Genomic DNA, 24,447 nt, shown 5'->3' with positions numbered 1-24,447 from the left:
GTCGCGGGGGTCGCTGTACGATTCGCGCGAGGTGCTCGCCCGAAACCAACACGAATCGGGGTCCCCCCGGAGGCCCGCGTGACCGGCCGCGACGAGTGGCGCTGGACCGACGAGCAAGGCGTGCAGCGGCTCGTGCGGACCGAGGAGCTGCGGGAGGCGATCGCGTCACGCGTGCTCCCGCCGTCGGTCCTCGTCTGGCGCGAGGGCATGGACGAGTGGGTCCCCGCCTTCACGGTGCCCGCGTTCGCCGACGCGACGCCGACGACCGAGGAGCCCGGCGCGCCGCAGCACCAGGTCTCGGCCCCGCGCATCGGCGGCGGCCCGATGCCCGAGAAGCGCGGGCAACTGAGCACGCTCCTCGGGATCACGGGGCCCGCCGCGCCGCCCAGGACCGCGCAAGGCGCGCCGATCGTGGTGCCCTCGGGCGCAGGCATGGACGCCGCACCCCCAGGCGGCGCGCCGATCACGTTGCGCCCGGAGTACGGCGGCGCGGCTTTCGAGAACGCGCTGCCGCGTGGCCCGAGCGCAGAGCCCCCGGCCCCCGTCCGCCCGCCGCCGCCCGTGGGGACGGGCGCGCCAGGCCCGAAGCGCACGACGCCGAGCGCGATCGACGCGCTCTGGAACGACGTCAGCGACGACGAGACCACGAACGTCGGTGAGCTGGCGCCGCCGGCCGCGAAGCCCGCGAAAGAGACGACCACCCAGACGCCGAAGCCCGCGATGGTCGCGCCGCGCGCCGCGGAAGGACCCGCGAAGCAGCCGCTGCCGCCGCCCGTCGCCGCGCCCGTCAAGCCCGCCGAGGTCACGCGCCCCAAGGCCAGCGTCGGCGCGGAGAACACGTCGATCGGCCCCCTGCCGAAGGCGAAGGGCTCCGAGCTCTCGACGGTAGGGCCGAGCCCGGTGCGCGCCCCGTCGAAGGTGCTCACGAAGCCAACGACGGGCGAGGCCACGCGCCCCGCGGTCGGCCCGGCGATCCCGCGGCCGGTCACGGACAAGGCCGCGGACAAGCCCTCGGCGATCCTGCGGCCGTCGGCGCTCCTCAGGCCCACGCCCGCCGTCGCGCCGCGCGCAGGCGGGCCCGCGAAGGCCACGCCGAGCACGCCTCCAGCCGCGCCGGTCGAGCCTGCCACCGCAGCACCTCCGGCCGAGCCGCCCGCGCCCGCCGCGGCCCTCGCGCCGACGGTGCCCACGCCGCTCGAGCCTCTCGCCGCCGCGCCGCCCGCGGCCGAGGCCGCGCCCATCACGGCGCCTTCCCGCGTCGACGAGCTGCCGCCGGCCCCGCCTCCACGCGAGCCGAGCACGACGGCGATCCTGCCGCCCGACCTCACGGCGGGTGGCTACACGGGCCCCTCGATGGCCGGCGCGGTGAAGCTGTCGCACGAGGTCTCGAGGACGATCCGCATCGAAGGGCTGCTCGCGGATCCCACGACGTCGCCGCTGCCCGACAAGGACGCGGCAGCGCCCGCGAACGGCGCGTCCGAGCCGAAGACCACGCCGCCGCCGCCCATGGACGCCTCGCCCACGTTGCCCTCCGAGAAACACGCGCTGGAGGCCCCTTTCGGCGCGGCGAGCTCGGGCGAGCCGTACACGTACAAGGAGCTGCCGGGCGCGCGATCCGCGCTCGCCGCGACGACGCAAGGGCTCCGCGCGGCCGCGGCCGCGCCCGCGCCCGCGCCTAGCACGTTGCCCGTGAAGATGATCGCGACGAGCAGCGGCTTGCTCGTGGCGATGGTGATCTCGGCGTTCTTCGTGGGGCGTTGTTCGGTCAAGCCGACGGTGGCCGGCGGCGGCGCGCGCGCGGTCCTGGCGAACACGGTCCGCGAGATCCGCGACGCGCTCCCGCAGCCGCCCAAGCCTTGCTGGGTGGCGAAGCAGCCCGTGCGATGGGCGCCCGTCGTCTCGCACAAGGTCCCCTTCGAGCTCCTGCCGCTCGCCTCGGGCAACGTCTCGATCGGCTACGCGAAGAGCTCGGACGAGGCCGTGGGCATCGAGGTCACGCCGTCGAGCGGCCAGGTCAACGAGGGCTTCGTCGACAGGGTCAGCGGCGAGATCGATCGCGTCGCGCCGACGGGGACCGACAAGGGGTATTTCGTCGCGGCGAAGGAGTCGTCGGGCACGCTCGCGTCGGTCGTGCAGGTGCCTGCGGCCTCGCCATTTTTCGTGGGGCTCGCCGAGGGCAACCTGGCGACGGCCGATCGTGTCGACGCCGCGCCGCAGCCGCTCTGGCCGGTGAGCGGCGCGGATCCGCTCGATTCTGCGCGCGTGATCGTCGCGGGCGACAAGGGCTACGCGGTCTCGTTTCGCCGCGACGGCGTGGTGATGGGCGGCTTCGTCGGCCCGGATCGCAAGCCCAGCGGCGAGCTCGTGAAGGTCGTCGGATCGGGCGGGCAGGTGGGCAAGCCGATGAGCGGATGGAACGGCCGCGAGGTCGCGATCCTCTTCGCCGATCGCGAGAGCGACGAGGGCCCGTGGAAGATCCGGCTCGGTCACGCGCCCGCGCCCACGATCCCGGCCTCGACCGAGGTGATCGAGCTGCCGGCGGGGGGCCCAGGCGGCGACGCGTTCGCGCCGGGGATCGCGGGCCTGCCGGACGGGCGATGGGTGCTCATCTGGACCGAGGGATCGGCGGGCGCGCGCGCGGTTCGGGTGCAGACGCTCGGCCCGGATTTCGCGCCCGTGGGGGATCCGATCGCGCTCTCGCCGCCCGCGGGCAACTTCGGCCAGGGCGTGGCCGTGGTGGCCGGCGCGTACGTGACCGCGGTGTTCCTCCAGAAGGGCAAGTCGAGCTACGAGCTTTGGGGAGGCGTGCTCCAGTGCGGATGAGAGTTTCGTCGTGGCGAGGGATCGCGGCTTCCGTCGTCGTGGCGGCGAGCCTGTCCACGCTCGCGGGTTGCGGGCCGTCGCTGTCGCAGATCGAGCAGGGCAAGGCGATCACGACGAAGGAGCCCACGCTCGACGAGTTCCTCAAGTCCGTCGTCGCGCTGCGCGGCGAGGTCGATCGTGCCGAGGGGGATCGCAAGGCCGCGCGCGCCGAGCTCGTGAAGGCGCTCGGCCTCGCGGAGACGGCGGACGCGTCGGAGGCGCTCGAGGCGGCGACGAAGAAGGCGAAGGCGCTCGACGAGGCGGGCACGGCGCTGCACCTCGAGCTCACGCCCGACGCGAAGCTGCTCGTGCTCGTGCAGAAGCGCGGCAAGAAGACCGAAGATCCCGAGGCGCTCGCGAAGGCCGTGGAGGCGTCGGTGAAGGCGTCGCTCGACGTGGCGCGGCGCATGGGCGAGCTCGAGCAACGCGCGCGTTTCCTCGACACGAAGCGGACGGAGCTCTCGACGACGCCCGCGGCGAAATCGGGCGATGCCGCGCGCGAGCTTGAAGGCGCGCGGATCGTGCTCGCGGATCTCAGGGCGCGCGCGACGAGCGAGGCGGGGCTCGCGTCGTCGTTCGTCGTGGGCCTGGCGATGGCGCTCGAGACGGGCGCGGCCGAGACGGCGCTCGCGAAGTTCACCGGCAAGTCCACGCGGCCGAGGTACGGCGGGGGTGGCGGAGGCGCCGCGCCCGCGGGAGGCTCCCCGGCGCCGAAGCCCAAGCCGAGCGACGATTTCGAGCCCTGACATGACCAGATCCCAAGCCACCGCCATCGCCGCGGCCGCCGCGCTCGTGTTCACGCTCGCGAGCCCCGACGCAGAGGCCCAGGCGACGCCGCTGCCCGCGTCGATCCCCGTCGGGTCCTTCACCTTCCGCCCCTCGTTCGAACTGCGCGTGCGCGGCGAGCTCCGCACGAACCCGTTCGACATCGGCGGCGTGATGTGGACACGCGGCGCGGTGCTCGAGGACGCGTACGGCACGAACCTGCCGCCGCGCTTCGACGCGCCGACCTACGCCATGCTGCGTTACGACGCGCAGTGGGCCGCGACGAGCCGCGCGCGGCTCGGGCTCGCCGTGGATCGCGGGCCGGTGACGGCGGCGATCGTGCTGCAGGACGCGCGCCCCGTGGCGGGATCGATGGGCTACGGCGTGCTGCAAGGCAGCCAGCTCGGCGCGGGCCTCGGCCTGTTCGAGGCGTACCTCGACGTGCACAAAAAGAACCGCCGCCTGTGGTTCCGGCTCGGCCGTCAGCGCGTCATGTGGGGCGACGGGCGCCTGCTCGGCGAGAGCGACTGGACGCAGCGGCCGCGCGCCCTCGACGCGGCGCGGCTGGGTTTGTCCTGGAAGCATGTCGACGTCGAGCTGCTCGCCGCGCTCATCGGCGTCACGCCGCTCGGGGGCCTCGGCGGGCTCGGCGGCATGCCGGGCTCGGGCTCGGGATCGGCGGGGGACACGGACACCACGGTCCCCGAGACCGTTCGACCTCAAACGGGCAGCCAGCTCTACGGCGCGCATGCGGTCTTCCGCGTCTACCCGCTCCTCAACGTCGATCTCACGGCGCTCGCGCGGATCGTTCGCCCGCCGGCCGCGATCGATCTCACGCCGAGCGACACGTACGTGATCGACGCGCGCCTCTCGGGCGACTACCGCGGCTTCCGCTACGCCGTCGAGGGCGCCTACGAGCTCGGCCGCGTCGCGAGCTTCGGCGCGAACCGCGATCTGCGCGCCTTCGCCGCCGCCGCGCGTGCCCAGTGGGAGACGGCGCTGCCGTGGCACCTCACGTTCGGCGCGTCGGGCGCGTACGCCTCGGGGGACAGCGGCAGCACCGACCCGCTCGCCGTGCAGACGCGCTTCGATCCGATCCTGCCCGAGGAGCGCCCCATGCACGGCCGCATGGGCCTCTACGCGTGGTCGAACCTGGTCGAGGCCGGCGCCGACGTCTCGATGCGCCCCACCGACACGTTCTCGATGAACCTCGGCTACCGCTTCGTTGGCCTCGCCGAGCCGAAGGGCCGCTGGACCAGCGCGTCGCTGATCCCGATCGGCGCCTCCGCCACGAACGAGTCGCGCGTCCTCGGCCATCAGATCGACGCGACGCTGGGCCTTCGTGTCTGGGATCCGCTCGCGATCGAGGCCTCGTACGGCCTCTTCCTGACCGGCGAGGGCGCGCGGAACATCCTCGAGGCCTCGGGCCGCGGCAGCCCCGACATGCAGCACTTCGCTTATCTGCAGGCCGTGCTGCGCGCGCCCTGATCGTTCGACCTCGAAGCTTCGAAAGACGAACGCCGCCGCCCGGATGACGAGCGGCGGCGTGTCCTTGCCTGGAGGGGCGCTCAGGTGCTCGGAGCGGGCTTCGGCGCGCCGAAGATGCTGGCGGCGCGGCGCTTCTCCTTCGCGGCTCGCTCGCGATCGGCGTAGGTCGGGATGACGACCTTCTGCCGCTCGGGCAGCTCGCGACCGGCCACGATCGCGTCGACCTCCTCGGCGTCGAGCGTCTCGCGCTCGAGCAGCGCGTTCGCCAGCTTGTCGAGCGCCTCGCGGTGCTCCTCGAGCAGGCGGCGCGCCTCGGCGTGGCCGTCGAACACGAACTTGCGGACCTCGTCGTCGATCTGGTTGGCGACGGACTCCGAGTAGTTGCGCGATTGGCTCGTGAAGTCGCGGCCGAGGAAGACGCTCTCCTCGTTCGCGGCGTACGAGATCGGGCCGATGACGTCGCTCATGCCGAACTCGGTCACCATGCGGCGCGCGAGGTTCGACGCTTGCTTGATGTCGTTGCCCGCGCCCGTCGTGAACTGACCAAAGACGAGCTCCTCGGCGACGCGGCCGCCCATCAGCACGGCGAGGCGCGCCTTCGCGAAGTCGCGCGACATGCTCAGGCGGTCCTCCTTCGGGAGCTGCTGCGTGATGCCGAGCGCCGGGCCGCGCGGGATGATGGTCACCTTGTGCACGGGGTCGGCGTTCTTCTCGAGCAGCTTCGCCACGAGCGCGTGGCCGGCCTCGTGCCACGCCGTCGTCTTCTTCTCCTCCTCGCTGATCACCATGCTGCGGCGCTCGGTGCCCATGAGGACCTTGTCCTTGGCCATCTCGAAGTCGACCATCGAGACGAGGTCCTTGTCCTGGCGGGCGGCGAGCAGCGCGGCCTCGTTGACGAGGTTCTCGAGGTCGGCCCCGACGAACCCGGGCGTGCCGCGAGCGATGATGTCGAGGTCGACGTCCGGGCCGAGCGGCACCTTCTTCGTGTGCACGCGGAGGATGCCCTCGCGGCCGCGCACGTCGGGGCGGTTGACCACGATGCGCCGATCGAAGCGGCCGGGCCGCAGGATCGCGGGATCGAGGACGTCCGGCCGGTTCGTCGCGGCGATGATGATCACGCCCTCGTTCGACTCGAAGCCGTCCATCTCGACGAGGAGCTGGTTCAACGTCTGCTCGCGCTCGTCGTGCCCGCCGCCGAGGCCCGCGCCGCGATGCCGGCCGACCGCGTCGATCTCGTCGATGAAGATGATGCAGGGCGCGTGCTTCTTGCCCTGCTCGAAGAGGTCGCGCACGCGGCTCGCGCCGACGCCCACGAACATCTCGACGAAGTCCGAGCCCGAGATCGAGAAAAACGGCACGCCCGCTTCGCCCGCGATCGCCTTCGCGAGCAGCGTCTTGCCCGTGCCCGGCGGGCCCATCATGAGCACGCCCTTCGGGATGCGGCCGCCGAGCTTCTGGAACTTCTTCGGATCCTTCAGGAAGGCGATGATCTCTTCGAGCTCGTCCTTCGCCTCGTCGATGCCCGCGACGTCCGCGAACGTCACCTTGTTCTGCGACTCCGAGAGCAGCCGCGCGCGCGATTTGCCGAAGCTCATCGCCTTGCCGCCGCCCGCCTGGAGCTGCCGCATGAACAGGTAAAACATGACGAGCAGGAAGACCATCGGCAGGATGGTCACGAGCGCGCCCGACCAGAACGGAGAAGCGTCCTCTTTCTCGAAGGTGACGGCGACCTTGTTGTCGACGAGCGTCTTCGTGATCTCGTCGGCGTTGTCCGGGCCGATCGTGATTTTCTTGACCTTCGAGTTGCTCTTCGGGTCCTTCACCCAGAACGTGTATTCACGATCCTTGATCGAGACGGAGTCGACATGCGGATCCTTCTCTCGATCGGCCCGGACCTGGGTCATGAACTCGCTGAACGAGACCTGCGTCGCGGGCGGGCGATCCGGGCTCAAGAACTGCCAGATCACGAGGAACATCATGATCAGCAGGACCCAGAGAAGGAGCGTCTTGTGCGATTGCTTCACGAGGATCCTCGGGTTGCCCGCCCCGATCTCCTCGGGACGAGCAGACTGCGTCCAAATGTAACGCTTCTCTGCACCAGCATGCCACGCGGTGGCATGCCCGTCGATGGAAGCCAGCCGCGCCGTCCATTCGGTACGGACGCGGCCAGGCTCATTTCTTTTCGTTAAGGACGATCTTCCCCGCTGGGAAGGTCACGTCGAGCTCCCGCCCCCCCTTCATACGAATCTTCACAGTCCGCATCCCCTTCTTCTGCGCTCGCTCGATCGCCCCGCGTTGCGCACGGCCGAGCCCGCCCATCGGGTCCTCCGACGGACAGACGTCGCCGAGCATGTCCGCGAGGGCACACAGATGCTCGATGATCCGCGGTGAGAGCTCCGTGAGCAGCGGAATCAGCTCGCGGCGCACCCGGACACGGGTGAATCGAGGGTCGAGGTTGGAAGGATCGCGGGCAAACACGAGCGCATGCCGTTCGAGGTGGGAAAGGACGTCGGCCCGGCGCGCGCGGATGAGCGGACGCACGAGGTCCCGCGGCGAATCGGCCCCGCTCGGAGAAACAGGCGAGGGCGCGCGAGGCTCGAGCACCGCGAGCCCACGCGGTCCCGCGCCCCGCAAGAGGCGCAGGAGCACGGTCTCGGCCTTGTCGTCCGCCGTGTGGCCCGTGGCGATGACGGTCGCGCCTCGCCGCACCGCGGCGTCCTGCAGCGCCCTATGCCGCGCCTCGCGCGCCCGCGCCTGGAGGTTACCGCCCGGCTCGACGTCGACCCGCGTCACCTCGAAGGGCACCCCGAGCTTCTCGGCGAGCTCGGCCACGAGCGCGAGCTCACCCCGCGCCTCGGGGCGCAGTCCATGATCGACGCCGTGCCCGATCACCTCGTGGCCGATCTCGCGGCGGAGCATCACGAGCACGTGGAGGAGCGCCGTCGAGTCGGGGCCACCCGAGCAGGCGACGAGCACACGATCACCGCGGCCGAAGAGACTTTCGTCGCGGAGGGTGCGCAGAGCGAGGCGCCGCAGAGAAGGCGGGTGGGATCTCAACAGAGCTCGAAGGCCTTGCAGAAGACGACCTCGTCACGCGCGTCGAGGTCGGGCTCCTTGTGCATCACGTGCGGATAACCAAGCGAGCAACGATCCCCCTCCGGATCGTACTGCGCGCACGCGCCACACGTGAACACGAGGCGGAAGCGGCGCGCCTCGTCGCGCAGTCGTTCGTCGACGGGATGGATCATCCGCCGAGAGCCTAGCGCGCGCCGCGGCGACGCACGAGGCGCGCCACCGTCTCGACGTGGCTCGTCTGCGGGAAGAGCTCGACCGTCTCGAGGTGCGTGAGCGCGTAGTTCGCCCGCACGAGCACGCCGAGGTCCCGCGCGAGCGTGGCCGGGTCGCAGGCGACGTACACGATCCGATGAACCCGCGAGGCCGCGATCGCCGCCGTCGCGCCCTCGGCGCCGGCGCGAGGCGGATCGAGGACGACGACCTCGGCGCGTGGCGGGATCGGGTGAGCGTCCGCGTCCGCGACGACGACCTTCCCGGCAAGATCCCGCGCCGACAAGTTCTCCCGCGCCGAACGTGCGGCCGCCTCGTCCGACTCGACCGCCACGAGCGAGGCCGCCCCGCGCGCGAGCAGGATCGAGAGCGTGCCGCTGCCGGCGAAGAGCTCGAGCACGTGCCCGTTCGCCGGTACGTCCGCGCCTTCGCGAGGTGCATCCACCTCCACGCGGGCGAGCTCCGCCACGCGCCGCGCGAGCAGCGCCGCGCCACGATCCGAGCTCTGCGCGAACGATCCCGCGGCGACGACGAGCGGCGCCCCATCCGCGCCTTCGAGCACCGGCCGCGGATCACCAAACACGGCCGGCGTCTTCGCGCCTTCCATCCGCACGCGCGCCCCGGCCCACGCGCCCTCGGTGATGCGCCGATCGATCGCCGCCCACGCCGAAGGCGCGAGCTCGCCGCGCCAGGTCACGTCCACGACGAGCCGCCCGCCCGCGCCGAGCGCGACCTGCACGTCCCCTTCGCCCGACGATCCCGCGAGCACCTCCGGCAGCTCGCCGAGCGCGGCGGCGAGCGAGGGCGCGAGGACCGCGCACGAGGAGACGGGAGCGAGCGCATGCGATCCGACCGCGCGATATCCGACGCGCACGCGGCCGCGCTCGCCCCGCGCGTAGAGGCGCGCACGTGTGCGGTACGCGAGCGGCTCGGGCGCGGCGTGCACGCGCACGGGCGGAGGCTCGGCGCCGATCGCGTGGGCCACCGCGGAGCGGACGATCTCGGCGTGCGCCGCCTCTTGCGCGCGCACCGACAAGTGCATCCAGTCGCAGCCGCCTCCGCAGCAGGTGGCCTCGACGCGCTCGGGGCTCGGCGCGATCACGCGCAGGAGTTTTCCGCGCGCGGGCCTCGTGTTGCGGTCGACCTCGGCTTCGATCTCTTCACCTGGCGCGGTGCCCGGCACGAACACGGCCGCGTGATCGGCGAGGTGAGCGACCCCCGCGCCGCCCGCGGCGAGGCTCTCGATGCGGAGGACCTCGGTCGAGGGCCGACGCTTCGGGCGTGGGTGCTGGTCTTGCGCTCGAGGCCTGCGAGCGGCGCGTGGTCCTTGCGGCATCGGGCCGAAGGTTACTTCATCGACACGCGTTGCGCCGTCACCTGGCCGCTCACGACGATGACCGAGATGACCTTCTTCATGTCGCCCTTCTTGAGCGTGATGCGGTGCGAGCCCGGCTTGACGGAGGTGTGCACGATCGGCGACGGGCCGAGCGATCGACCGTTGTCCAGCACGTCATCGCAGAACGGGTTGCACACGATCGTCAGGAAGCCCGGCTCCCCGGACGCGGCCGCTGCGGTCGCCGTCGCGGTGGGCGCAGGCGCGGTCGTGTTCGTCTTCGCTGCGGCAGGCGCGGTCCCGGGCGCGGGGCCCGGCGCGGGCGTGGGCGCGGCGATCTCGGTCGGCGCGGCTGCGGCCGTCTCGGTCGGCGCGGGCGCGGGTGCGGGCGCAGGCGCGGGCACGGCGACCGTGGTCGGGATCGGCGGCGTCTCGGGGACGGCCGTGGCCGTGGGCTGCGTCGCCTCCTGCGGCGGCTGCTGCTTCAGCTTGAAATACACGAGCACGCCGATGCCGATGACGCTGAGCGCGACGAGCGCGACGACCAGGACGAACACGCCCGTGTTGCGCTTCGGTCCGCCTTGCTGACGAGCCGCTTCCTGCTGCGCCATCCAGAGCGCGGCGGGATCGGGGCGCGGCAGCGACATCGCGGTCTCGATCTGCGACTGCGCCACGCGCTGGCCGTACTGCTGCGGCACCTGCGGGTTCGGGTTGCTGATCGCGCTCGGATACGCCGGCTGCTGCTGCCCGTACATCTGCGGATGTTGCTGCGGCTGCTGCCCGAAGCCGAAGCCCGGCTGCGGCCCTCCGTTGAAGGCTGCTTGCGGCGGCGCGGGGTATCCGCCGCCAAACCCTGGCTGGGGCGGCGCGCCAAACCCTGGCCGCGGCGGCCCGGGATCGAGGATCTTCGCGTTCGCCGGCAGCGCGACCGTCGCGTTGAGGTCGTCGGCGTCGCCCGGATATCCGCCGTTCGGCAGCGCGGCCGTGCGCTCGTTTTGCCCCGGCCCGGGCATCCCTGCGGCGGGCATGGGCGTCGTGAGCTGCGGCCGCGGCCCCGGCATCGCCCCGGGCCGGCCTGCGCTCGGCAGCGGCGCTCCCGAGGACCTCTCCATGTGCTCGCGCGTCGCGACCGTGGTGGGCACGTCCTCGTCGTCGTCCATGAGCGACGTGGCGGCCATCTGCTGTGACGCGGATCGATCTTCGGGCGGCGGCATCGCCGCGGGCGCGCGGTTCGCGATCGGCTGCGCGGCCGACTTCGACGGCGCCGTCCCGCTCGCGCGGCCGCGGCGATCGTCGTCTTCGTCCTCGAGGAGCGAGTCGTCGCTCAGGCCGCCCTGCGCGCGGAGCTGATCGACGTTGACCGTCGACGTGACCTCCGCGGCCCACGCGAGGTGCGCCTCGCGCTTGGCGATGCGATCGGTGAACACGTGCCGGACGAACTGCGCGACCTCCTCGGGGCCGACGAACGCGCCGCTCTGGTTGAGGTAGACCTGCAGGGCGCGGGAGAACTCGCGGGCCGTCTGGTAGCGGTCCTTCTTGTTCTTCGCGAGCGCCTTCATGACGACCGCCTCGAGCCCCTGCGGATACCCACGCACGATCGTCGAGGGCAGCGGCACGTTGCAGGCCTGCACCTTCTCGAGCGTGTCGAGATCGGTGTCCATGCGGAAGAGCCGCTGGTTCGTGGTCAGCTCCCAGAGCACGACGCCGAGCGCGAAGATGTCCGTCGTGCGATCGACGTCCGCGCCGCGCACCTGCTCGGGCGACATGTACGCGAGTTTGCCCTTGAGCGTCCCGGCGCGGGTCGACGCGAGCCGATCGGCGACCTTCGCGATGCCGAAGTCGACGACCTTCGTGTAGCCGTCGTACGTGACGAACAGGTTGTGCGGCGTCACGTCGCGGTGGACGAGCCCGAGGAGCTGACCGTTCTTGCCGCGCAGCTCGTGCGCCGCGTGCAGGCCCTCGGCTGCGTCTGCGCAGATGCGCGCCGCGAGATCGGCGCTGATGAGCATCCGCTTCTCCTCGGCCCGCCGCATCACCTCGCGCAGCGGCTCGCCGTGGAGGTACTCCATCGCGATCCAGTAGGTGTTGTCGTCTTTGCCGAGATCGAAGACCTGCGCGACGTTCGCGTGGTTGATCCCGGCCGCGATGCGCGCCTCGTCGAGGAACATGTCGACGAACTGATCGTCCTCGACGAGGTGCGGGTGGATGCGCTTGATCGCGACCCACTTCTGGAAGCCGCCGGGGCCGTCCATGCGCGCGAGGTGCACGCTCGCCATGCCTCCGACGCCGATCTCGTCGACGACGCGGTATCGTCCGAGGAAGAAGGTCCCAGGCTGCTGCTTCTCGGGTTCTTTCGGGCGGGGACCGGACGAGGAGGCGGGGGCGCTCCTGTTGTTCGCCGGTGCCGGACCGCCCGGTCGCGAAGCAGCGGGTCGAGGCGGAGGTTGAGCCATGACGCGTTGATGAATCCTACCGCGAAAACGCTTCCACTTTCCATGCACGCCAGCGAGGGCATGGTCGCTTCCGGATGTTCAGCGGGCTCGCACGCAAAGGAAGCGGGGTTTCGGGGGCATCACCCGGCTCGCCCGTGAGCCCCCCGAGCGTCGAAAACTCAGGGGAAGGGCTGACCGGGCTGGCCGCGCTCGAAGTAGAAGCGGAAGAAGCCCGTCACACGTGATTGCAGATCCTTCGGGATCTCGTTGGCGGGCGCGTCGACGGGGGCGTCGCGGGGATCACCCATCCACACGTCGAACTCCGCGTCCGTGTACTTCTCCGTCGCGTCCGCCTCGTTCGGATCACCGCTGAAGAGCGAATGAAACGTGACCGAGCCATCCACGGCGTAGAGGATCACGTTCTGGTTGTGGCAGGAGCGCTGGAGGTAGAGCGCGATGTGAATCGCCGGCTGACCCTCGGGCGGCGGGTCGGGGAAATCCGAGCCAGGGGGCAAGACGCCCGGCGAGAGCGTCACGTCGAGCGGCTTGCCGAGCAGCTCCTCGCGGATCTGGCCCACGTCCTCCACGAGCACCGCGAGCCCGTCCGAGACCTCCTGCAAATCCGTCCCGCGCTGCACCCGCATCTGGAGCGTCTCGCGGTACGGCACGGCCGCGAAGAAGTCGGGCTTCAGATCGTAGGCGTCGAACCAGCACTCCTTGGCGACGAGCGCGTCGCTCTTGACCTCGCCTTCACCCTGGCCGAGCGAGCAGCCCATCACGCCGAGCGCAAAGAGCGTCGAGGCCACGAGGGAGGCGCGCGCCCTCATGCGGCGCCTCCGGCGCTCCCGTGGATCGCAGCCTTGATCAAGGCGCCGCCGTAGACACGGTCGCCGTCGTAGGCCACCGCCACCTGACCGGGAGATACGGCCTTCACCGGCGTGCGGAAGCGCGCGACGAGCACCTCGCCTTCGTCCGGATCGACCACGCGCTCGATCGTCGCGCGTTCTCCCTCGTGACGCGCGCGCACCCGCACGTCGGCCTCGAGCGGGAACGTCACGTCGAAGCTCCACGCGCCCGCCTCGAGCAGCGCGCCCGTCGCGAGCAGCGCGTCCTCGCCGCCGAGCCGCACCGCGCCCGACTCCGCGTCGATCCCCACCACGAACGCCGGCCGCCCGAGCGCCACGCCGATGCCTTTTCGCTGGCCGATCGTGAACCGATGCACGCCCTCGTGTTGCCCCACCGTGCGCCCTCGCTCGTCGACGATCGGGCCCGGACGAACGCGCTCCCGCCCCGCGCGGTTCTCGACGAACGCGCCGTATCCGCCGCTCGGGACGAAACAAAGCTCCTGGCTCTCGCCCTTGTCCGCGCGTGGGATCCGCCGCGCGTGCGCCTCGGCGCGCACCTCTTCCTTCGTCGCGTCGCCGAGCGGCAGGACCAGCCTTCGTAGCTCGTCCTCGCGCAGCATGTGCAGGAAGTAGCTCTGATCCTTGACGCGATCCTTCCCCCGATAGAGCCGCCCCCGCCCGTCCTCGCCGATCTCCGTGCGCGCGTAGTGCCCCGTCGCGACGAACGACGCGCCGAGCCGCTCGGCCAGCGGGAAGAGCTCGCGCATCTTCACCGAGCGGTTGCAGGCGACGCACGGGCTCGGGGTCTCGCCTTCGAGGTACGCGTCGACGAACGGATCAACCACGTGCGCGCGGAAGAGCTCGCGACGATCGAAGGTGTAATGCGGGATGCCCAGGTGATCGGCCGCGCGCCGGGCGTCGTGTTGATCCTCGGGCGCGCAGCAACGACCACGCTCGCTCCGGTCGTCGGGGTAGTCCCAGAGGTGCAGTGTCACCCCGATGACGTCGTAGCCGGCGTCGCAGAGGCGCGCCGCCGCGACGGAGGAGTCGACGCCGCCGCTCATGGCGACCACGATCCGGGTTCCTTTCGTCACGGGGCCCAGCTTAGCGCCGAAAGGTCCCGACGGCGGGCCGATTCCAGCCCGGGCCGGCCGCTGCCCGGACGAAACCGACCGGGCGGCCCCCTTGCCACTTGGCCCCCCGAAGGGCGCACGTGATACGGTTCCGCCAATGCCCCGAGGGCTCGTGCTCGTGATCGAAGACGACGAGTGGGTCAGCAGCCTGCTCTCGGGCGCGATCCGTGACGCAGGCTACGACGTCATCGTCTGCAGCACCGCGCAAGCAGGCCTCGATACGGCCTGCGATCGCGAGCCGGACTGCATCATCTGCGACATCGATCTGCCGGACAACGACGGCTACTGGGTCGCGCGGAACGTCCGCACGCAGCCCTCGCGCGTGTCGGTGACGCCCTTCCTCTTCCTCTCCGCCCTCGACGATCAAGAGGCGCGGCTCGAAGGGTTTCACGTCGGCGCCGATGCGTACATGACGAAGCCCTTCCGCGTCGACGAGGTCGTCGCGCAGGTCGGCGCGCTCGTGCAGATGGCGTGGCGCTTGCGCAAGCGGCGCGACTCGCTCGTCTCCGTCCCGCCCTCGTCCACGACCGAGACGACGGCGATCCAGGGCGACCTCAGTCAGATGTCGATCGCCACCGTGCTCACGGTGCTCGAGCTCGAGCGACGCACGGGCGTGGTCGAGGTCGTCAGCAAAAAACGCAAGGTGCAGCTCGACGTCGCCTCCGGGTTCATCGTGTCCGGGACCATCGGCGGCACGAGCACCGACGCGATCACGATCCTGCGCTCGATCCTCGGCTGGAAGGTCGGTCGGTTCTCGTTCGTCCCGCAGCCCGATCGCCCGCCGTCCGGAAATGCGCAGCCGATCGGTCACCTCTTGCTCGAGGCCGTGCGCCTCGAAGACGAGAGCGTGCACAACGGCGAGCAGCCGCGTTCGAGCAAGGCCGCGCCCTCCACGCGCCTCTCCGCGCCCTCGATGGGCGGGCCTCCGTCGCGGCACACCGACCTCGGTCCTCCTTCGTCGAAGGCGTTCGCCGAAGCGCCGAAGCCCCACGCGCCCCGCGCCGCCGCCGCCGCGCAAGCGCAGGCGCACGCGCACGACGATCAAGAAGCCGCGGATCGGAAGGCCTACTACGACTGGGCCGACTTCGGCATGGACGAGCCGGTCGCCGCGCCGCCGAGCGGCGGCCGCGCGGAAGCCGTGCCGGGCTCGCAGGAGCTCGTCCCCGAGTCGCTGTACGGCGACGAAGCGCAGCTCGTCGAGGAGCCGGGAGAGCTCACCGAGCTCTCCGCCGAATCGCTCGACGAGGTCGACGAGACCCCCGCGTCCGAATACCAGCTCGACGAGGAGGATCTCGAAGGCGCGCCGGCCTATCGCCCGAACTCGGGCGGAGCGCCGCGGCGCCCCGGCATGGGGTTGACCACGACGAACGCGGGCGCAGTACGACCCGGCGCGGGGTACGGCGCGGGGCCGGTTCGTCCGGGCGCGATGGCGCCGCGCTTGCCGGGTGGCCCTCCGCCGCGCCTCACGCCGCCCGCGAGGCCCGCGGTCTCTGCAGGTCTGCCAGGTCCGCCGCCGGGCCGGCCCGCGCCCACGCGGACCGCGGGGGGTTTGCCCGGACCACCCCCCCGCGCGCCCGGAGGCGCGACGCGCCTGCCGGGGCCGCCGCCGCGACAGCAGATCACGCCTTCCCGCACGAGCGGCGAGTATCCGGCGTACACGCGTCCGTCCGCCCCTGGTCCCGCGCCGCGCGCCCCGGGGCAGGCTCCGGGCGCCCATTCGAAGAGCACGCCTCCGCCGCTGCCGCATCCGGGCACGGGCACGGGCCCGGTGCCGCGTTCGCCCACGCCGCCGCCGCGTCTCCCCACGCAGACGCGTCCCGATCTCAGCGACAGCGGCGTGCGTCCCGCGCCTCCGCCGCTCCCGCCGCGTCACCCGCAGACGGGGCCGAGCAACGACAAGAAGCGCTGAACCTTCAGGCGAGGTTCTGCTCGGGATCGTTGCCCGGGTCGTGATCGCGCAAGTAACCGAGGTTCACCGCGTTCACGATCGCATGCGCGAGCAGCGGGCCGACGAGCGAGCCCGTGGCCGCGAAGATCGCGCCGAGAAGCAGGCCCACCGCCGTCGCCCACGCCGTCCAGACCCAGCGGCTCGGCCCGCGGATCTGATGCAGCAGACCGAAGAGCACGCCCGACCCGATGACGCCGATCACCGGCGTGAGCAGCCCACGAAAGAGGATCTCCTCGCCGAGGCTCGACAGGCCCGCGAGGATGAAGATCTGCCCGACGGAAAGATCCTTCGCGACCGGACGAAGCTCGCCGTGCAGGCGACGCGCCCAGGCGAACCGTCCCACCGCGAAGCGCGTCGTGACCACGAGGATCATGGCGAGCGCGATGCCGAAGAGAGCGCTCGTGAGCGTTCCGACCGTGGGCGTCAGGGCGAGCCACGGATCCGGGTGGACCCACGGCGTGCCGTCCCGGAGCGCCAGGGCGAGCGCGGTCGCGAGCACCGCGAGGAGCGCATAACCGGCGGCCACGCTCCACGCTGCAGCGCTCCGGCCCGTCCGGGTCCACCGTCCCCGCATGCCCGTCATGTTGGCACGTCCGCGCGCCCTCGGGAAGCGAACCGCGCCGTCCCGGTCGGGCGCCCGTCCACGTGCGCCGGGCCCGGAGCGAGGATCGGTGCGCTCTCCTCTGGCCGTGGGGCTCGCGTCGGATTAGATGCGCCCATGATGCACGCGACCGTGTTCATCATGCCCGCTCTGAAAGGCGCGAGGGCGTCGTGACGTCCAAACCGGAAGACGGCCGCTGCGTCGCTTGCGGCGTCGACGTCCCTGCCGGGGCGCCCGTTTGTCCTCGCTGCGGGACCTCGCAACGCATGGAGGTTTGTCCCCACTGCGGCGCCACGGCGGGGGCCACGCGGGACGCGGAGCTCCGGTTCCGCTGCGACGTGTGCGGCGGCCCGCGCGTGCCGCTCGACAGGAAGAAGCTGCGGCGGAGCGGCAAGGAGGTCTCGGCGCTGAAGCGGGCCGAGCTCGCGCGCAAGGGCCGCGCGAAGAACCGCGCGGCCGCGGTGTTCACGGGTGTCGCGCTCGCCGGCACGATCGGCCTGCTCGCGCTGTACGGGCTGCTCGGCGTCATCGGCGTGGTGAACCCGGGCCTCGGGTTTGTCCTCGTCAGTTTGTTCACGGCCGGCCCGCTCGCCGCGCTGGGCGCGTGGTTCGTCGCGCGCTCGCGGGCGCGGGGCAAGGAGATCGAGCCTGCGCTCGACGAGGCGTGGATCTCGGTCGCGGCGGACGTGGCTTCGCAGATCGAGGGGCCGGTCACGGCGCGCAAGCTCGCCGAGGCGATGCCGATCGCGGAGCCGCAGGCCGAGGAGCTGCTCGCGCTGCTCGAGGCGCACGAGATCGTCCGCAACGACGGGAGCCTCTCCCGCCTGCGGATCGGCGCCTCCCCGGACAAACCCGACCTCGCGGCGATGGAGGCCGAAGCCGAAGCCGAAGCCGAGGCCGAGGCGCGCGCGCCCGGCGTCACGCGCGAGAAGCTCTGATGCGCGAACGAACCAAGCCAAGCGAGCGGACGAAGCCCAACGTGCGCCGCGCGCTCTCCCACGTCGGTGGCGAGACGACCATCGAGGGGGATCCCAGCCGCGGCGCGTTGCTCGTCGCGGCGCTCGACGTGCCCCCGTCCGAGGTCGCCGAGGAGGCCGCGCGCGCGCACGTGCACGGCTTCCACAGCTACCCGGCGCGTATGCACCCGGTCACCGCGCAGCGGCTCGTCGAGTCCTTCTCGCGCCCCGGCGACGCCGTGCTCGATCCGTTCTGCGGCAGCGGCACGGTGCTCGTCGAGGCGCGTCTCCTTGGCCGAAAGGCCGTCGGCGTCGACGCGAACCCGCTCGCCGTGCGCCTCGCCGCGCTCAAGCTTCGCGACACCACGGAGGCCGATCGCGCCGCGCTCCTCGAGGCCGCGCGCGCGGTCGCGGCCTTCGCCGACGAGCGCCGCAAGGCCAAGAGTGGACCCACGCGGCGTTACGGCCCGGAAGACCTCGCCCTCTTCGATCGTCACGTCCTCCTCGAGCTCGACGGCGTGCGCGCCGGGATCGATCGCGTCGATGGCCTCACCACGCGCGCCGAGCTCGAGCTCGTGCTCTCGTCGATCCTCACCAAATTGAGCCGCCGCACCTCCGACACCTCCGAGCGCGAGCTCGAGCGCCGCATCGCCTCGGGTTACGCCGCGCGCCTCTTCGTGCGCAAGGCCGAGGAGCTCGCGCAGCGCCGCGCCGAGGTCGAGACGAGGCTCGCGTCCGCGCCGCCCGCGCGTGTGCTCGAAGGCGACGCGCGCCGCCTCGAGGGCATCGACGATCGCTCGATCGACCTCGTCGTCACGTCACCGCCGTATCCGGGCGTCTACGACTACCTCGCGCATCACGAGGCGCGCCTGCGCTGGCTCCGCCTTCGCCCCGAGCGCTTCGAGCGCGCCGAGATCGGCGCTCGTCGCAGGCTCGATCCCATGGGCCCCTCGGAGGGCGTGACGCGCTGGGAGCGCGAGATCGGCGACGTCCTCGCCGCGCTCGGCCGCGTCATGCGCCCCAGGGCGTGCGCGATCCTCCTGCTCGCCGACAGCGTCGTCGCGGGTCGCCCCGTCTACTCCGTCGACGTCATCCGCCGCGTGGCGCCGCGCGCGTTTCTCCGCCTCGACGCCGTCGCTTCGCAGCCGCGCCCGCACTTCCACGCGCCCACCGCCCGCGCCTTCGCCTCGCGCCCGCGCCGGGAGCACGCGATCCTGCTCATCCGCGACTAGCGCCGTGCGCCGCCCCGTCACGAACTGTCCCCACCGGGGCCGCGTGTGGCAGGATGCGCGCCGGCTTCTCACGGAGACGGACCGAGATGCGAAGAGAGTCGATCGTGTGGGTCTGCGCGGCTTCCCTGCTGATGTTCGGCTGCGGCAAGAGCAGCGACGACGCGGAGGGGACCGCTGCGGAGTCCGAGGGCGCGATCGGCGTCGCGGAGTGCGACGCGTACGTGAAGAAGATGGAGGCCTTCCTCGAGGGTTTGCCCGAGGAGGCGCGCGCCGCGCGTGAACCTGGATTCAAGGCGATGCAGAAGGCGTGGCGTGAAGCCGCGCAGACGCCCGGCGGCAAGGAAGGGCTCGCGGCGACGTGCAAGCAGAACCTCGACACGTTGCCCTCGAAGTAGCGCTCCTTCAGGCGAACGTGGGCAGCTCGGCGGGGTAGTGATCGCGGAGGAACGAGGCCCACGGCGGGCGGCGATCGACGTGGAAGACGTCGCCCGAGAGCATCGACGTGATGATCTTCCGGATCGTCGGGCGCTGGTTCGGCTCGAACAACGTCTCGCGGAACTGCCCCGCGTAGAAGCTCTGCACGACGCCGAGGAAGAGATCGACGGCGTACCGCACGTTCGCCTCGTACGCGACGAACGACGCGCGCGACACGTCGCCCGCGCGGAGCGCCTGATCGATCGCCTCGGCCGCGAGCGCGCCGCCCTTGATCGCGAGGTGCGCGCCCGTCGAGAACAGCGGATCGAGGAAGCCGCCGGCGTCGCCGACGAAGAGCCAGCCATCCCCCGCGAGCTGGTCGACGCGATACGAGAAATCCGCCAGCGCGCTCACGGGCCGGAGCCGCTCCGCGCCCGCGATGAGCTCGGCCGCGAGCGGCGATCGAGCGAACGTACGATCGTAAAAGGCTTCGAGCGGCTCGCCCTTCTGCTTCTGCTGCATCCACGAAGACGAGACGACCACGCCCACGCTCGTCACGTCTCCGCGGAAGGGGATGAACCAGAACCAACCGTGCTCGAAGATCACGATCTGGATGTTCCCCTCGTCCTGCCCGCTCTGCCGGAACGCGCCTCGGTAGTGCGAGAACAGCGCGGTCTTGTCGAGCCGCGTGATGCTCGCCTTGCGCCGCGTCCGTGACGCCAGGAGCGTGTCGCGCCCCGTCGCGTCGACGACGATCGGCGCGAAGAGCTCCACCACCTCGGAGGGCTCGCGGAGGTTCTTCGCGCGCACCCCGACGGCGCGGCTCCCATCGAAGAGCACGTCCTTCGCCTCCCACTCTTCCCGCACCTCGGCGCCGAGCTTGCGCGCGTGCTCGAGCAGCACCTGATCGAACTCGGCCCGCTCGACCTGATAGGCGTGATGGAACCTCGGCTCGAAGCTCTCCGCGAAGCGGTACGTGCTCTCGCGCCCCGTCGCCCCGCAGAGGAAACGCGCGCCGTACTTGCGCAAGAACCTCCGATCGAGCTCCTCGTCCACGCCGAGCTCCTCGAAGACCTCACGCGAACGAGGCAAGAGCGACTCGCCGATGTGAAACCGCGGGAACCTCTCTCGTTCGAGCACGAGCGCCCGCCGCCCACGTCGCGCGAGGCTCGCGGCGAGCGTGGACCCACCGGGCCCGCCCCCCAGGATCAACACATCCCAGCCACGCTTCTCCATCGCCCCTGGATATCGCGCTCGCTCCACGTCGCCAATGCTCCCGTCGCCTGGTCGACGGCGCGCGCCGCATCCGTTACAGGTGCGTCGTGATCCGCGTCGAGTTCCTCGCGAACGAGCTCGGCCCTGCAGCGGGCGCGAGCGCCGAGCCTGGCGACGCGCTCGTCGACGTCTCCGATGCGTGCCGCGCGCCCGTCTCCTTTTCCTGCCGCTCCGCGAGCTGCGGCACGTGCCTCGTCGAGGTCCTCGAAGGCGCCTCGTTGCTCGCGCCGCCTTCGCCGGACGAGGCCGAGGTGCTCGACATCTTCGGCGCGCCGGCTGCGCAGCGGCTCGCTTGCTCGGCGCGCCTCGTGGCTCGTGGGGAAGGTCTCGTGCGGCTTCGGTGGGCGGGGTCTGACGAATGATCGACGCTGCGGCGCTCGGTTCGCGCCACGCGTCAGTCGAAGACCCAGGCGCCGCGCAGGCCTCGTGACAGGCGCCGCTCCTCTTCCCACTTGGCGATCCAGGGCGCGACGATGCCTGCCGTGAAGGCCAGCGCGAGGCCCGCGAAGACGTCGACCGCGTAGTGCCAGCGCAAGAACACCGTCGAGAAGATGATGTTCGCCGCGAAGAAGCCCGTCACGATCCCGGGCCAGAGCCAGCGGCGGTCCGTCTTCGCGTTGTGCAGCGCGTGCAGCGTGAACCACGTCGGCGCGGCTGTGTGCAGCGAGGGGAAGATGTCCTTCATCGCGCTGCCGGCCTGCACCGTGTCCCAGACGCAGCCCCAGAAGAACCCGCCGTCGATCGGGCCCTTGAACTGCGCGGCGAGGTACTGGTGCGGGCCGTAGCCGGGCACGGCCATGTAGCCGATCTGCCCCACGCAGTAGACGAACAACGTCCCGATCGCGAACGCGGTCGTCTTCCGGCTCGGCTTCGCCAGCCACACGCTCACGACCATGTAGCCGAGGCAGATGAAGAAGTAGCTGAAGTAGAAGAACGAGAACCACTCGACCACGGGGCGCACGTTGAGCGCCTCGAGCACGAGCGCAGGCTCTCGTCCGAAGATGAGCTCGTCGATGCGCAGCAGCGTCCCATCCACCGAGTCCGGCCGCACGACGGGCAAGAGCCAGCGCAGCACGAGGTAGTTCTGCAGCAGCACGCCGACGAGGCTCACGCGGTAGACGATCTTCCGGACGATGGGCGGGATGCCCGGGATCACGCGCCCGATCAGCGCGGCGAACAGGATCACCCCGATGCAGAGCTCCGTCGTCCGGGCGCACGAGACCTGATCGGCCGTCGCCTCTCGCTGCGCGAGCAAGAGCCGCACGACCGTGAGGTACACGAGCAGGATGGTGTCTTGCGCGGTGAAGGTACCGAACAAGACCTTGAGCCACCCGCTCTGCGTGGCGCTGACTTGCGCGGGGGCTCCCTCGATGTGCTGCTCAGAGGCACGCATGTCCGACGGGCTCCAGAGTCCGTTGTGGTGCGTGGAAGTGCTCACTTGTCCTCTCCGCGTAGCCCGCATCCAGCGACGCACCGCGACGTTGCCGCGGGAGATGACGCGGCGGAGTCTAGGAGGGAAGACCACTCGGGTCGAGGCTTCATCGCCATGGTGGGTGCGGCGAGCTCAAGCAAGATCGGCGCCCGCGGAACGTGCGCAAAACGTCGAGGTTTTGTCGAATTCGCGGGAACGACGTGGGGCGTCTTGGAGAGCGGCGCGTAGCGGCATGCGCTGTCGTCTCGATCTCGGAAATCCTCTACGCACCCGCGTCGTCGGCGTCGCTCGCGCGCATCGGCGCAGCATAGGATGCCGGCATGTCCGTGCGCGCCGCTCGAGCGCTGCTGCTCGTGTTTTTCCTGGGTCTCGGGCTCGCGTGCGCGGCCGACCCGAAGAAGGGCTCCATCGGCGCCGTGCTCTCGCGGCACAACGACACGGGCGCGCTCTACGTGCGTGACCTGTCCCCGGGCCTCGCCGCCGAGCGCGCGGGGCTCTTGCCGGGCGACGAGCTCGTCATGATCGAGGGCCGCTACGTGCGTGACCTCGACGCGAAGGAGATCCGCGCGCTCCTGCGCGGCGACGTCGGTTCGTCCGTGCGCCTCACGATCGTGCGTGGGGAAGAGGTGCGAAGGGTGCGCGTCGAGCGTCGCGCCCTGCTCGACGCGAAGAAGGAAGAGCGCCCGCGCACCGAGACGATCGCCGAGTGACGGCGTTCGGCCCGGACGCAGCCTGACGCGTCACGCGCCGGCGAGTTTGTTCACGTCCTCGTGGTGTTTGTCGGCGTAGAACGAGAGCACGTCCACGGCGTCCCGGATCTCGCTCGGGTCGAGGTGCTCGATCCTGTACTCGACGCTCAGGATGATGTCGCCGTCGTCGTCGACCGAGTACTTCGCGAGGTTGATCTCCCGGTTCAGCTTGAGCAGGCGCGACATGAGCGCCTCGGCGGAGTCCGGGTCCTCGGGCAAACGCGCGAAGGGGATCACGGCGAACGTCACGAAGAGCGGTTCGAGGTGTACGAACAGCGGAAAAATACGGTCCTTGCTGCGGAAGCGGCTGCGGATCGTGGCCTCGGAGAGCCGCTCGACCGGCCATCCTTGCGCCTCGAGGACGGCGCGGATCTCGTCCAGGGTCATCGGGTCGTTATCATCAGGGTTTTTCGCGATGCGGCAACGTGAATAACGTCGACGGCCCATCGTCCACCGTCCCGTGCTGCCCTCTTCCTGGAACGCGAGGCTCGATGCTGCGGTGCATCGTGTGTGCGTGCGGGGCGAGCCTGTCTGTTCGAGAGCGACGAGCTCCGGTATACGAACATGCGCAGGCCAGGAGAAACCCTCGAGACACGTCGCGTACGAGGGTCGGAAGAACCGAGACGGAGGCTTCTCATGATGCTGCGAAGAGCGATGGTGAAACTGCTCGGCGCCCTGACGGTCCTCGCGGGGATCGGCGCGTCGCAGGATGCGAGTGCGGCGGACGTGATCAAGATCGGCACGCTCGCGCCGAAGTCGAGCCCCTGGGGGCAGGTGTTCAGTGTCTGGGAGAAGGCCGTCAAGGAGAAGAGCGGCGGCCGGCTCGAGCTGCAGTTCTTCTACAACGGCCAGCAGGGCGACGAAGGCGCGATGGTCGGCAAGATGAAGGCCGGCCAGCTCGACGGCGCCGCGGTCACGGCGGTTGGTCTCGGCAAGGTGTACAAGCCGATCCTCGCGTTGCAGATGCCGGGCCTCTTCTCCTCGTGGGCGAAGCTCGACGCCGCGCGCGAGGCCATGCGGCCCGAGTTCGAGAAGGGCGCGGCGGACGCTGGTTTCCGCATCCTCGGCTGGGGCGACGTCGGCCGTGCGCACCTCATGTCGAAGGGCTTCGCCATCCGCTCGCCGGGCGATTTCGCGGGCAAGAAGCCGTACGTGTGGCGCGACGACGCGGCGATGCCGGTGTTTTTCCAGGTCGTCGGCGGCGTCACGCCCGTCCCGCTCAACATCCCCGAGGTCCTCCCCAACCTCAACACGGGCGCGATCAACGTCCTCGTCGCGCCGGCGCTCGCGGCCGAGCAGCTCCAGTGGGCGTCGAAGCTCGATCACATCGTCGCAGACACCTCCGGCTTCGCGATCGGCGCGCTCGTCGTGAACAGCAAGAAGATCGACGCGCTGCCGGGCGACCTCAAGGCCATCCTCCAGGACACCGGCAAGGTCGCCGCCAATGCGCTCACGCAACGCATCCGCAAGGAGGACGACGCCGCGTTCGGCCGCCTGAAGGGCAAGATGACGGTCGTCGAGCTCACGGCCGACGAGAAGGCCAAGTGGCAAGGGCTCTTCAAGCAGGTGCGTGGTCGCCTCACGCAGGGCACCTTCGCTCCTGGCCTCGTCGCCAAGCTCGAGGGGCTGGGCGGCTGACAGTTTTCCAGCGAGAGTGTCGCGCGCGCCGGGCCGCCATCGAGAGGCCCGGCGCTTCG

The 24,447-nt window shown here is 71.1% G+C and carries 21 protein-coding genes; 10 read left to right on the top strand and 11 right to left on the bottom strand.

Annotated elements, in window-relative coordinates; all coding sequences use genetic code 11:
* The first annotated feature begins 78 nt into the window (after positions 1-78).
* The 3 genes from GF068_RS11975 to GF068_RS11970 are packed head-to-tail and all read left to right on the top strand — an operon-like array spanning position 79 to position 5,115.
* A complete protein-coding gene (locus GF068_RS11975; RefSeq protein WP_153819496.1) occupies positions 79-2,823 on the top strand; it encodes a GYF domain-containing protein in 2,745 nt (914 codons plus the stop codon).
* Entirely contained in the window at positions 2,820-3,608 is a 789-nt protein-coding gene (locus GF068_RS43540; protein WP_170319442.1) for a hypothetical protein, read from the top strand. The genes GF068_RS11975 and GF068_RS43540 overlap by 4 nt, the downstream gene beginning before the upstream one ends.
* A gap of 1 nt (position 3,609) precedes the next feature.
* Positions 3,610-5,115, top strand: a complete 1,506-nt coding sequence (locus GF068_RS11970) for an alginate export family protein (protein WP_170319441.1) — start codon at positions 3,610-3,612, stop codon at positions 5,113-5,115.
* 80 nt (positions 5,116-5,195) lie between these two features.
* Here the strand turns inward: GF068_RS11970 and ftsH are convergent, their stop codons facing one another.
* The 7 genes from ftsH to mnmA form a co-directional block, all read right to left on the bottom strand.
* Positions 5,196-7,139 carry an ATP-dependent zinc metalloprotease FtsH gene (ftsH, locus tag GF068_RS11965; RefSeq protein WP_338046335.1) on the bottom strand — a complete coding sequence of 648 codons (1,944 nt, stop codon included), beginning with the start codon at positions 7,137-7,139 and terminating at the stop codon, positions 5,196-5,198.
* Positions 7,140-7,287: 148 nt separating this feature from the next.
* The gene (tilS, locus tag GF068_RS11960) at positions 7,288-8,172 is read right to left on the bottom strand and encodes a tRNA lysidine(34) synthetase TilS (protein WP_240806832.1); all 885 of its coding nucleotides are present in this window, start codon (positions 8,170-8,172) and stop codon (positions 7,288-7,290) included.
* Entirely contained in the window at positions 8,169-8,363 is a 195-nt protein-coding gene (locus tag GF068_RS11955; protein WP_153819494.1) for a hypothetical protein, read from the bottom strand. Before GF068_RS11955 ends, tilS begins: the two co-directional genes overlap by 4 nt.
* Positions 8,364-8,374: 11 nt before the next feature.
* Positions 8,375-9,736 (bottom strand): class I SAM-dependent RNA methyltransferase, encoded by a 1,362-nt coding sequence (locus tag GF068_RS11950; RefSeq protein ID WP_153819493.1) that lies wholly within the window; start codon positions 9,734-9,736, stop codon positions 8,375-8,377.
* Positions 9,737-9,747: 11 nt separating this feature from the next.
* Complete coding sequence (locus GF068_RS11945) at positions 9,748-12,186, bottom strand: serine/threonine protein kinase (protein WP_153819492.1); 2,439 nt, start codon at positions 12,184-12,186, stop codon at positions 9,748-9,750.
* Positions 12,187-12,344: 158 nt separating this feature from the next.
* The gene (locus GF068_RS11940) at positions 12,345-12,992 is read right to left on the bottom strand and encodes a hypothetical protein (RefSeq protein WP_153819491.1); all 648 of its coding nucleotides are present in this window, start codon (positions 12,990-12,992) and stop codon (positions 12,345-12,347) included.
* A complete protein-coding gene (gene mnmA, locus GF068_RS11935) occupies positions 12,989-14,104 on the bottom strand; it encodes a tRNA 2-thiouridine(34) synthase MnmA (protein ID WP_338046334.1) in 1,116 nt (371 codons plus the stop codon). The genes GF068_RS11940 and mnmA overlap by 4 nt, the downstream gene beginning before the upstream one ends.
* Positions 14,105-14,240: 136 nt before the next feature.
* On the opposite strand from mnmA, the gene GF068_RS11930 reads away from it, so the two are divergent.
* Positions 14,241-16,052, top strand: coding sequence for a response regulator (locus tag GF068_RS11930; RefSeq protein WP_153819490.1), 1,812 nt, complete (start codon positions 14,241-14,243; stop codon positions 16,050-16,052).
* 4 nt (positions 16,053-16,056) lie between these two features.
* On the opposite strand, the gene GF068_RS11925 is transcribed toward GF068_RS11930, so the two are convergent.
* The gene (locus tag GF068_RS11925) at positions 16,057-16,665 is read right to left on the bottom strand and encodes a CPBP family intramembrane glutamic endopeptidase (protein WP_153819489.1); all 609 of its coding nucleotides are present in this window, start codon (positions 16,663-16,665) and stop codon (positions 16,057-16,059) included.
* Positions 16,666-16,862: 197 nt separating this feature from the next.
* Here GF068_RS11925 and GF068_RS11920 point away from each other — a divergent pair, with 197 nt between their 5' ends.
* The 3 genes from GF068_RS11920 to GF068_RS11910 all read left to right on the top strand — a co-directional run bounded on the left by GF068_RS11920 (position 16,863) and on the right by GF068_RS11910 (position 19,275).
* Positions 16,863-17,630 (top strand): zinc ribbon domain-containing protein, encoded by a 768-nt coding sequence (locus GF068_RS11920; RefSeq protein WP_153819488.1) that lies wholly within the window; start codon positions 16,863-16,865, stop codon positions 17,628-17,630.
* Positions 17,630-18,880, top strand: coding sequence for a DNA methyltransferase (locus tag GF068_RS11915; protein ID WP_153819487.1), 1,251 nt, complete (start codon positions 17,630-17,632; stop codon positions 18,878-18,880). The genes GF068_RS11920 and GF068_RS11915 overlap by 1 nt, the downstream gene beginning before the upstream one ends.
* A gap of 86 nt (positions 18,881-18,966) precedes the next feature.
* Positions 18,967-19,275, top strand: coding sequence for a hypothetical protein (locus GF068_RS11910; protein ID WP_153819486.1), 309 nt, complete (start codon positions 18,967-18,969; stop codon positions 19,273-19,275).
* 7 nt (positions 19,276-19,282) lie between these two features.
* Here GF068_RS11910 and GF068_RS11905 read toward each other — a convergent pair whose 3' ends face one another.
* Complete coding sequence (locus GF068_RS11905) at positions 19,283-20,557, bottom strand: NAD(P)/FAD-dependent oxidoreductase (protein WP_338046333.1); 1,275 nt, start codon at positions 20,555-20,557, stop codon at positions 19,283-19,285.
* A gap of 59 nt (positions 20,558-20,616) precedes the next feature.
* Here GF068_RS11905 and GF068_RS11900 point away from each other — a divergent pair, with 59 nt between their 5' ends.
* The gene (locus GF068_RS11900) at positions 20,617-20,931 is read left to right on the top strand and encodes a 2Fe-2S iron-sulfur cluster-binding protein (protein WP_338046332.1); all 315 of its coding nucleotides are present in this window, start codon (positions 20,617-20,619) and stop codon (positions 20,929-20,931) included.
* Positions 20,932-20,963: 32 nt separating this feature from the next.
* Here the strand turns inward: GF068_RS11900 and GF068_RS11895 are convergent, their stop codons facing one another.
* A complete protein-coding gene (locus tag GF068_RS11895) occupies positions 20,964-21,962 on the bottom strand; it encodes a phosphatase PAP2 family protein (RefSeq protein ID WP_153819485.1) in 999 nt (332 codons plus the stop codon).
* A gap of 359 nt (positions 21,963-22,321) precedes the next feature.
* Here GF068_RS11895 and GF068_RS11890 point away from each other — a divergent pair, with 359 nt between their 5' ends.
* Positions 22,322-22,711, top strand: coding sequence for a PDZ domain-containing protein (locus GF068_RS11890; protein ID WP_153819484.1), 390 nt, complete (start codon positions 22,322-22,324; stop codon positions 22,709-22,711).
* 30 nt (positions 22,712-22,741) lie between these two features.
* Here GF068_RS11890 and GF068_RS11885 read toward each other — a convergent pair whose 3' ends face one another.
* Positions 22,742-23,137 carry a T3SS (YopN, CesT) and YbjN peptide-binding chaperone 1 gene (locus GF068_RS11885; RefSeq protein WP_153819483.1) on the bottom strand — a complete coding sequence of 132 codons (396 nt, stop codon included), beginning with the start codon at positions 23,135-23,137 and terminating at the stop codon, positions 22,742-22,744.
* Between the two features lie 249 nt (positions 23,138-23,386).
* On the opposite strand from GF068_RS11885, the gene dctP reads away from it, so the two are divergent.
* Positions 23,387-24,388 (top strand): TRAP transporter substrate-binding protein DctP, encoded by a 1,002-nt coding sequence (gene dctP / locus GF068_RS11880; protein WP_170319439.1) that lies wholly within the window; start codon positions 23,387-23,389, stop codon positions 24,386-24,388.
* The last annotated feature ends 59 nt before the right edge of the window (positions 24,389-24,447 follow it).

This window comes from Polyangium spumosum, assembly GCF_009649845.1.
GTDB classification, from domain to species: Bacteria; Myxococcota_A; Polyangia; order Polyangiales; family Polyangiaceae; genus Polyangium; species Polyangium spumosum.
Note: the sequence above shows the minus strand (reverse complement) of the source record. Positions and strands in the feature narration are given on the sequence as shown.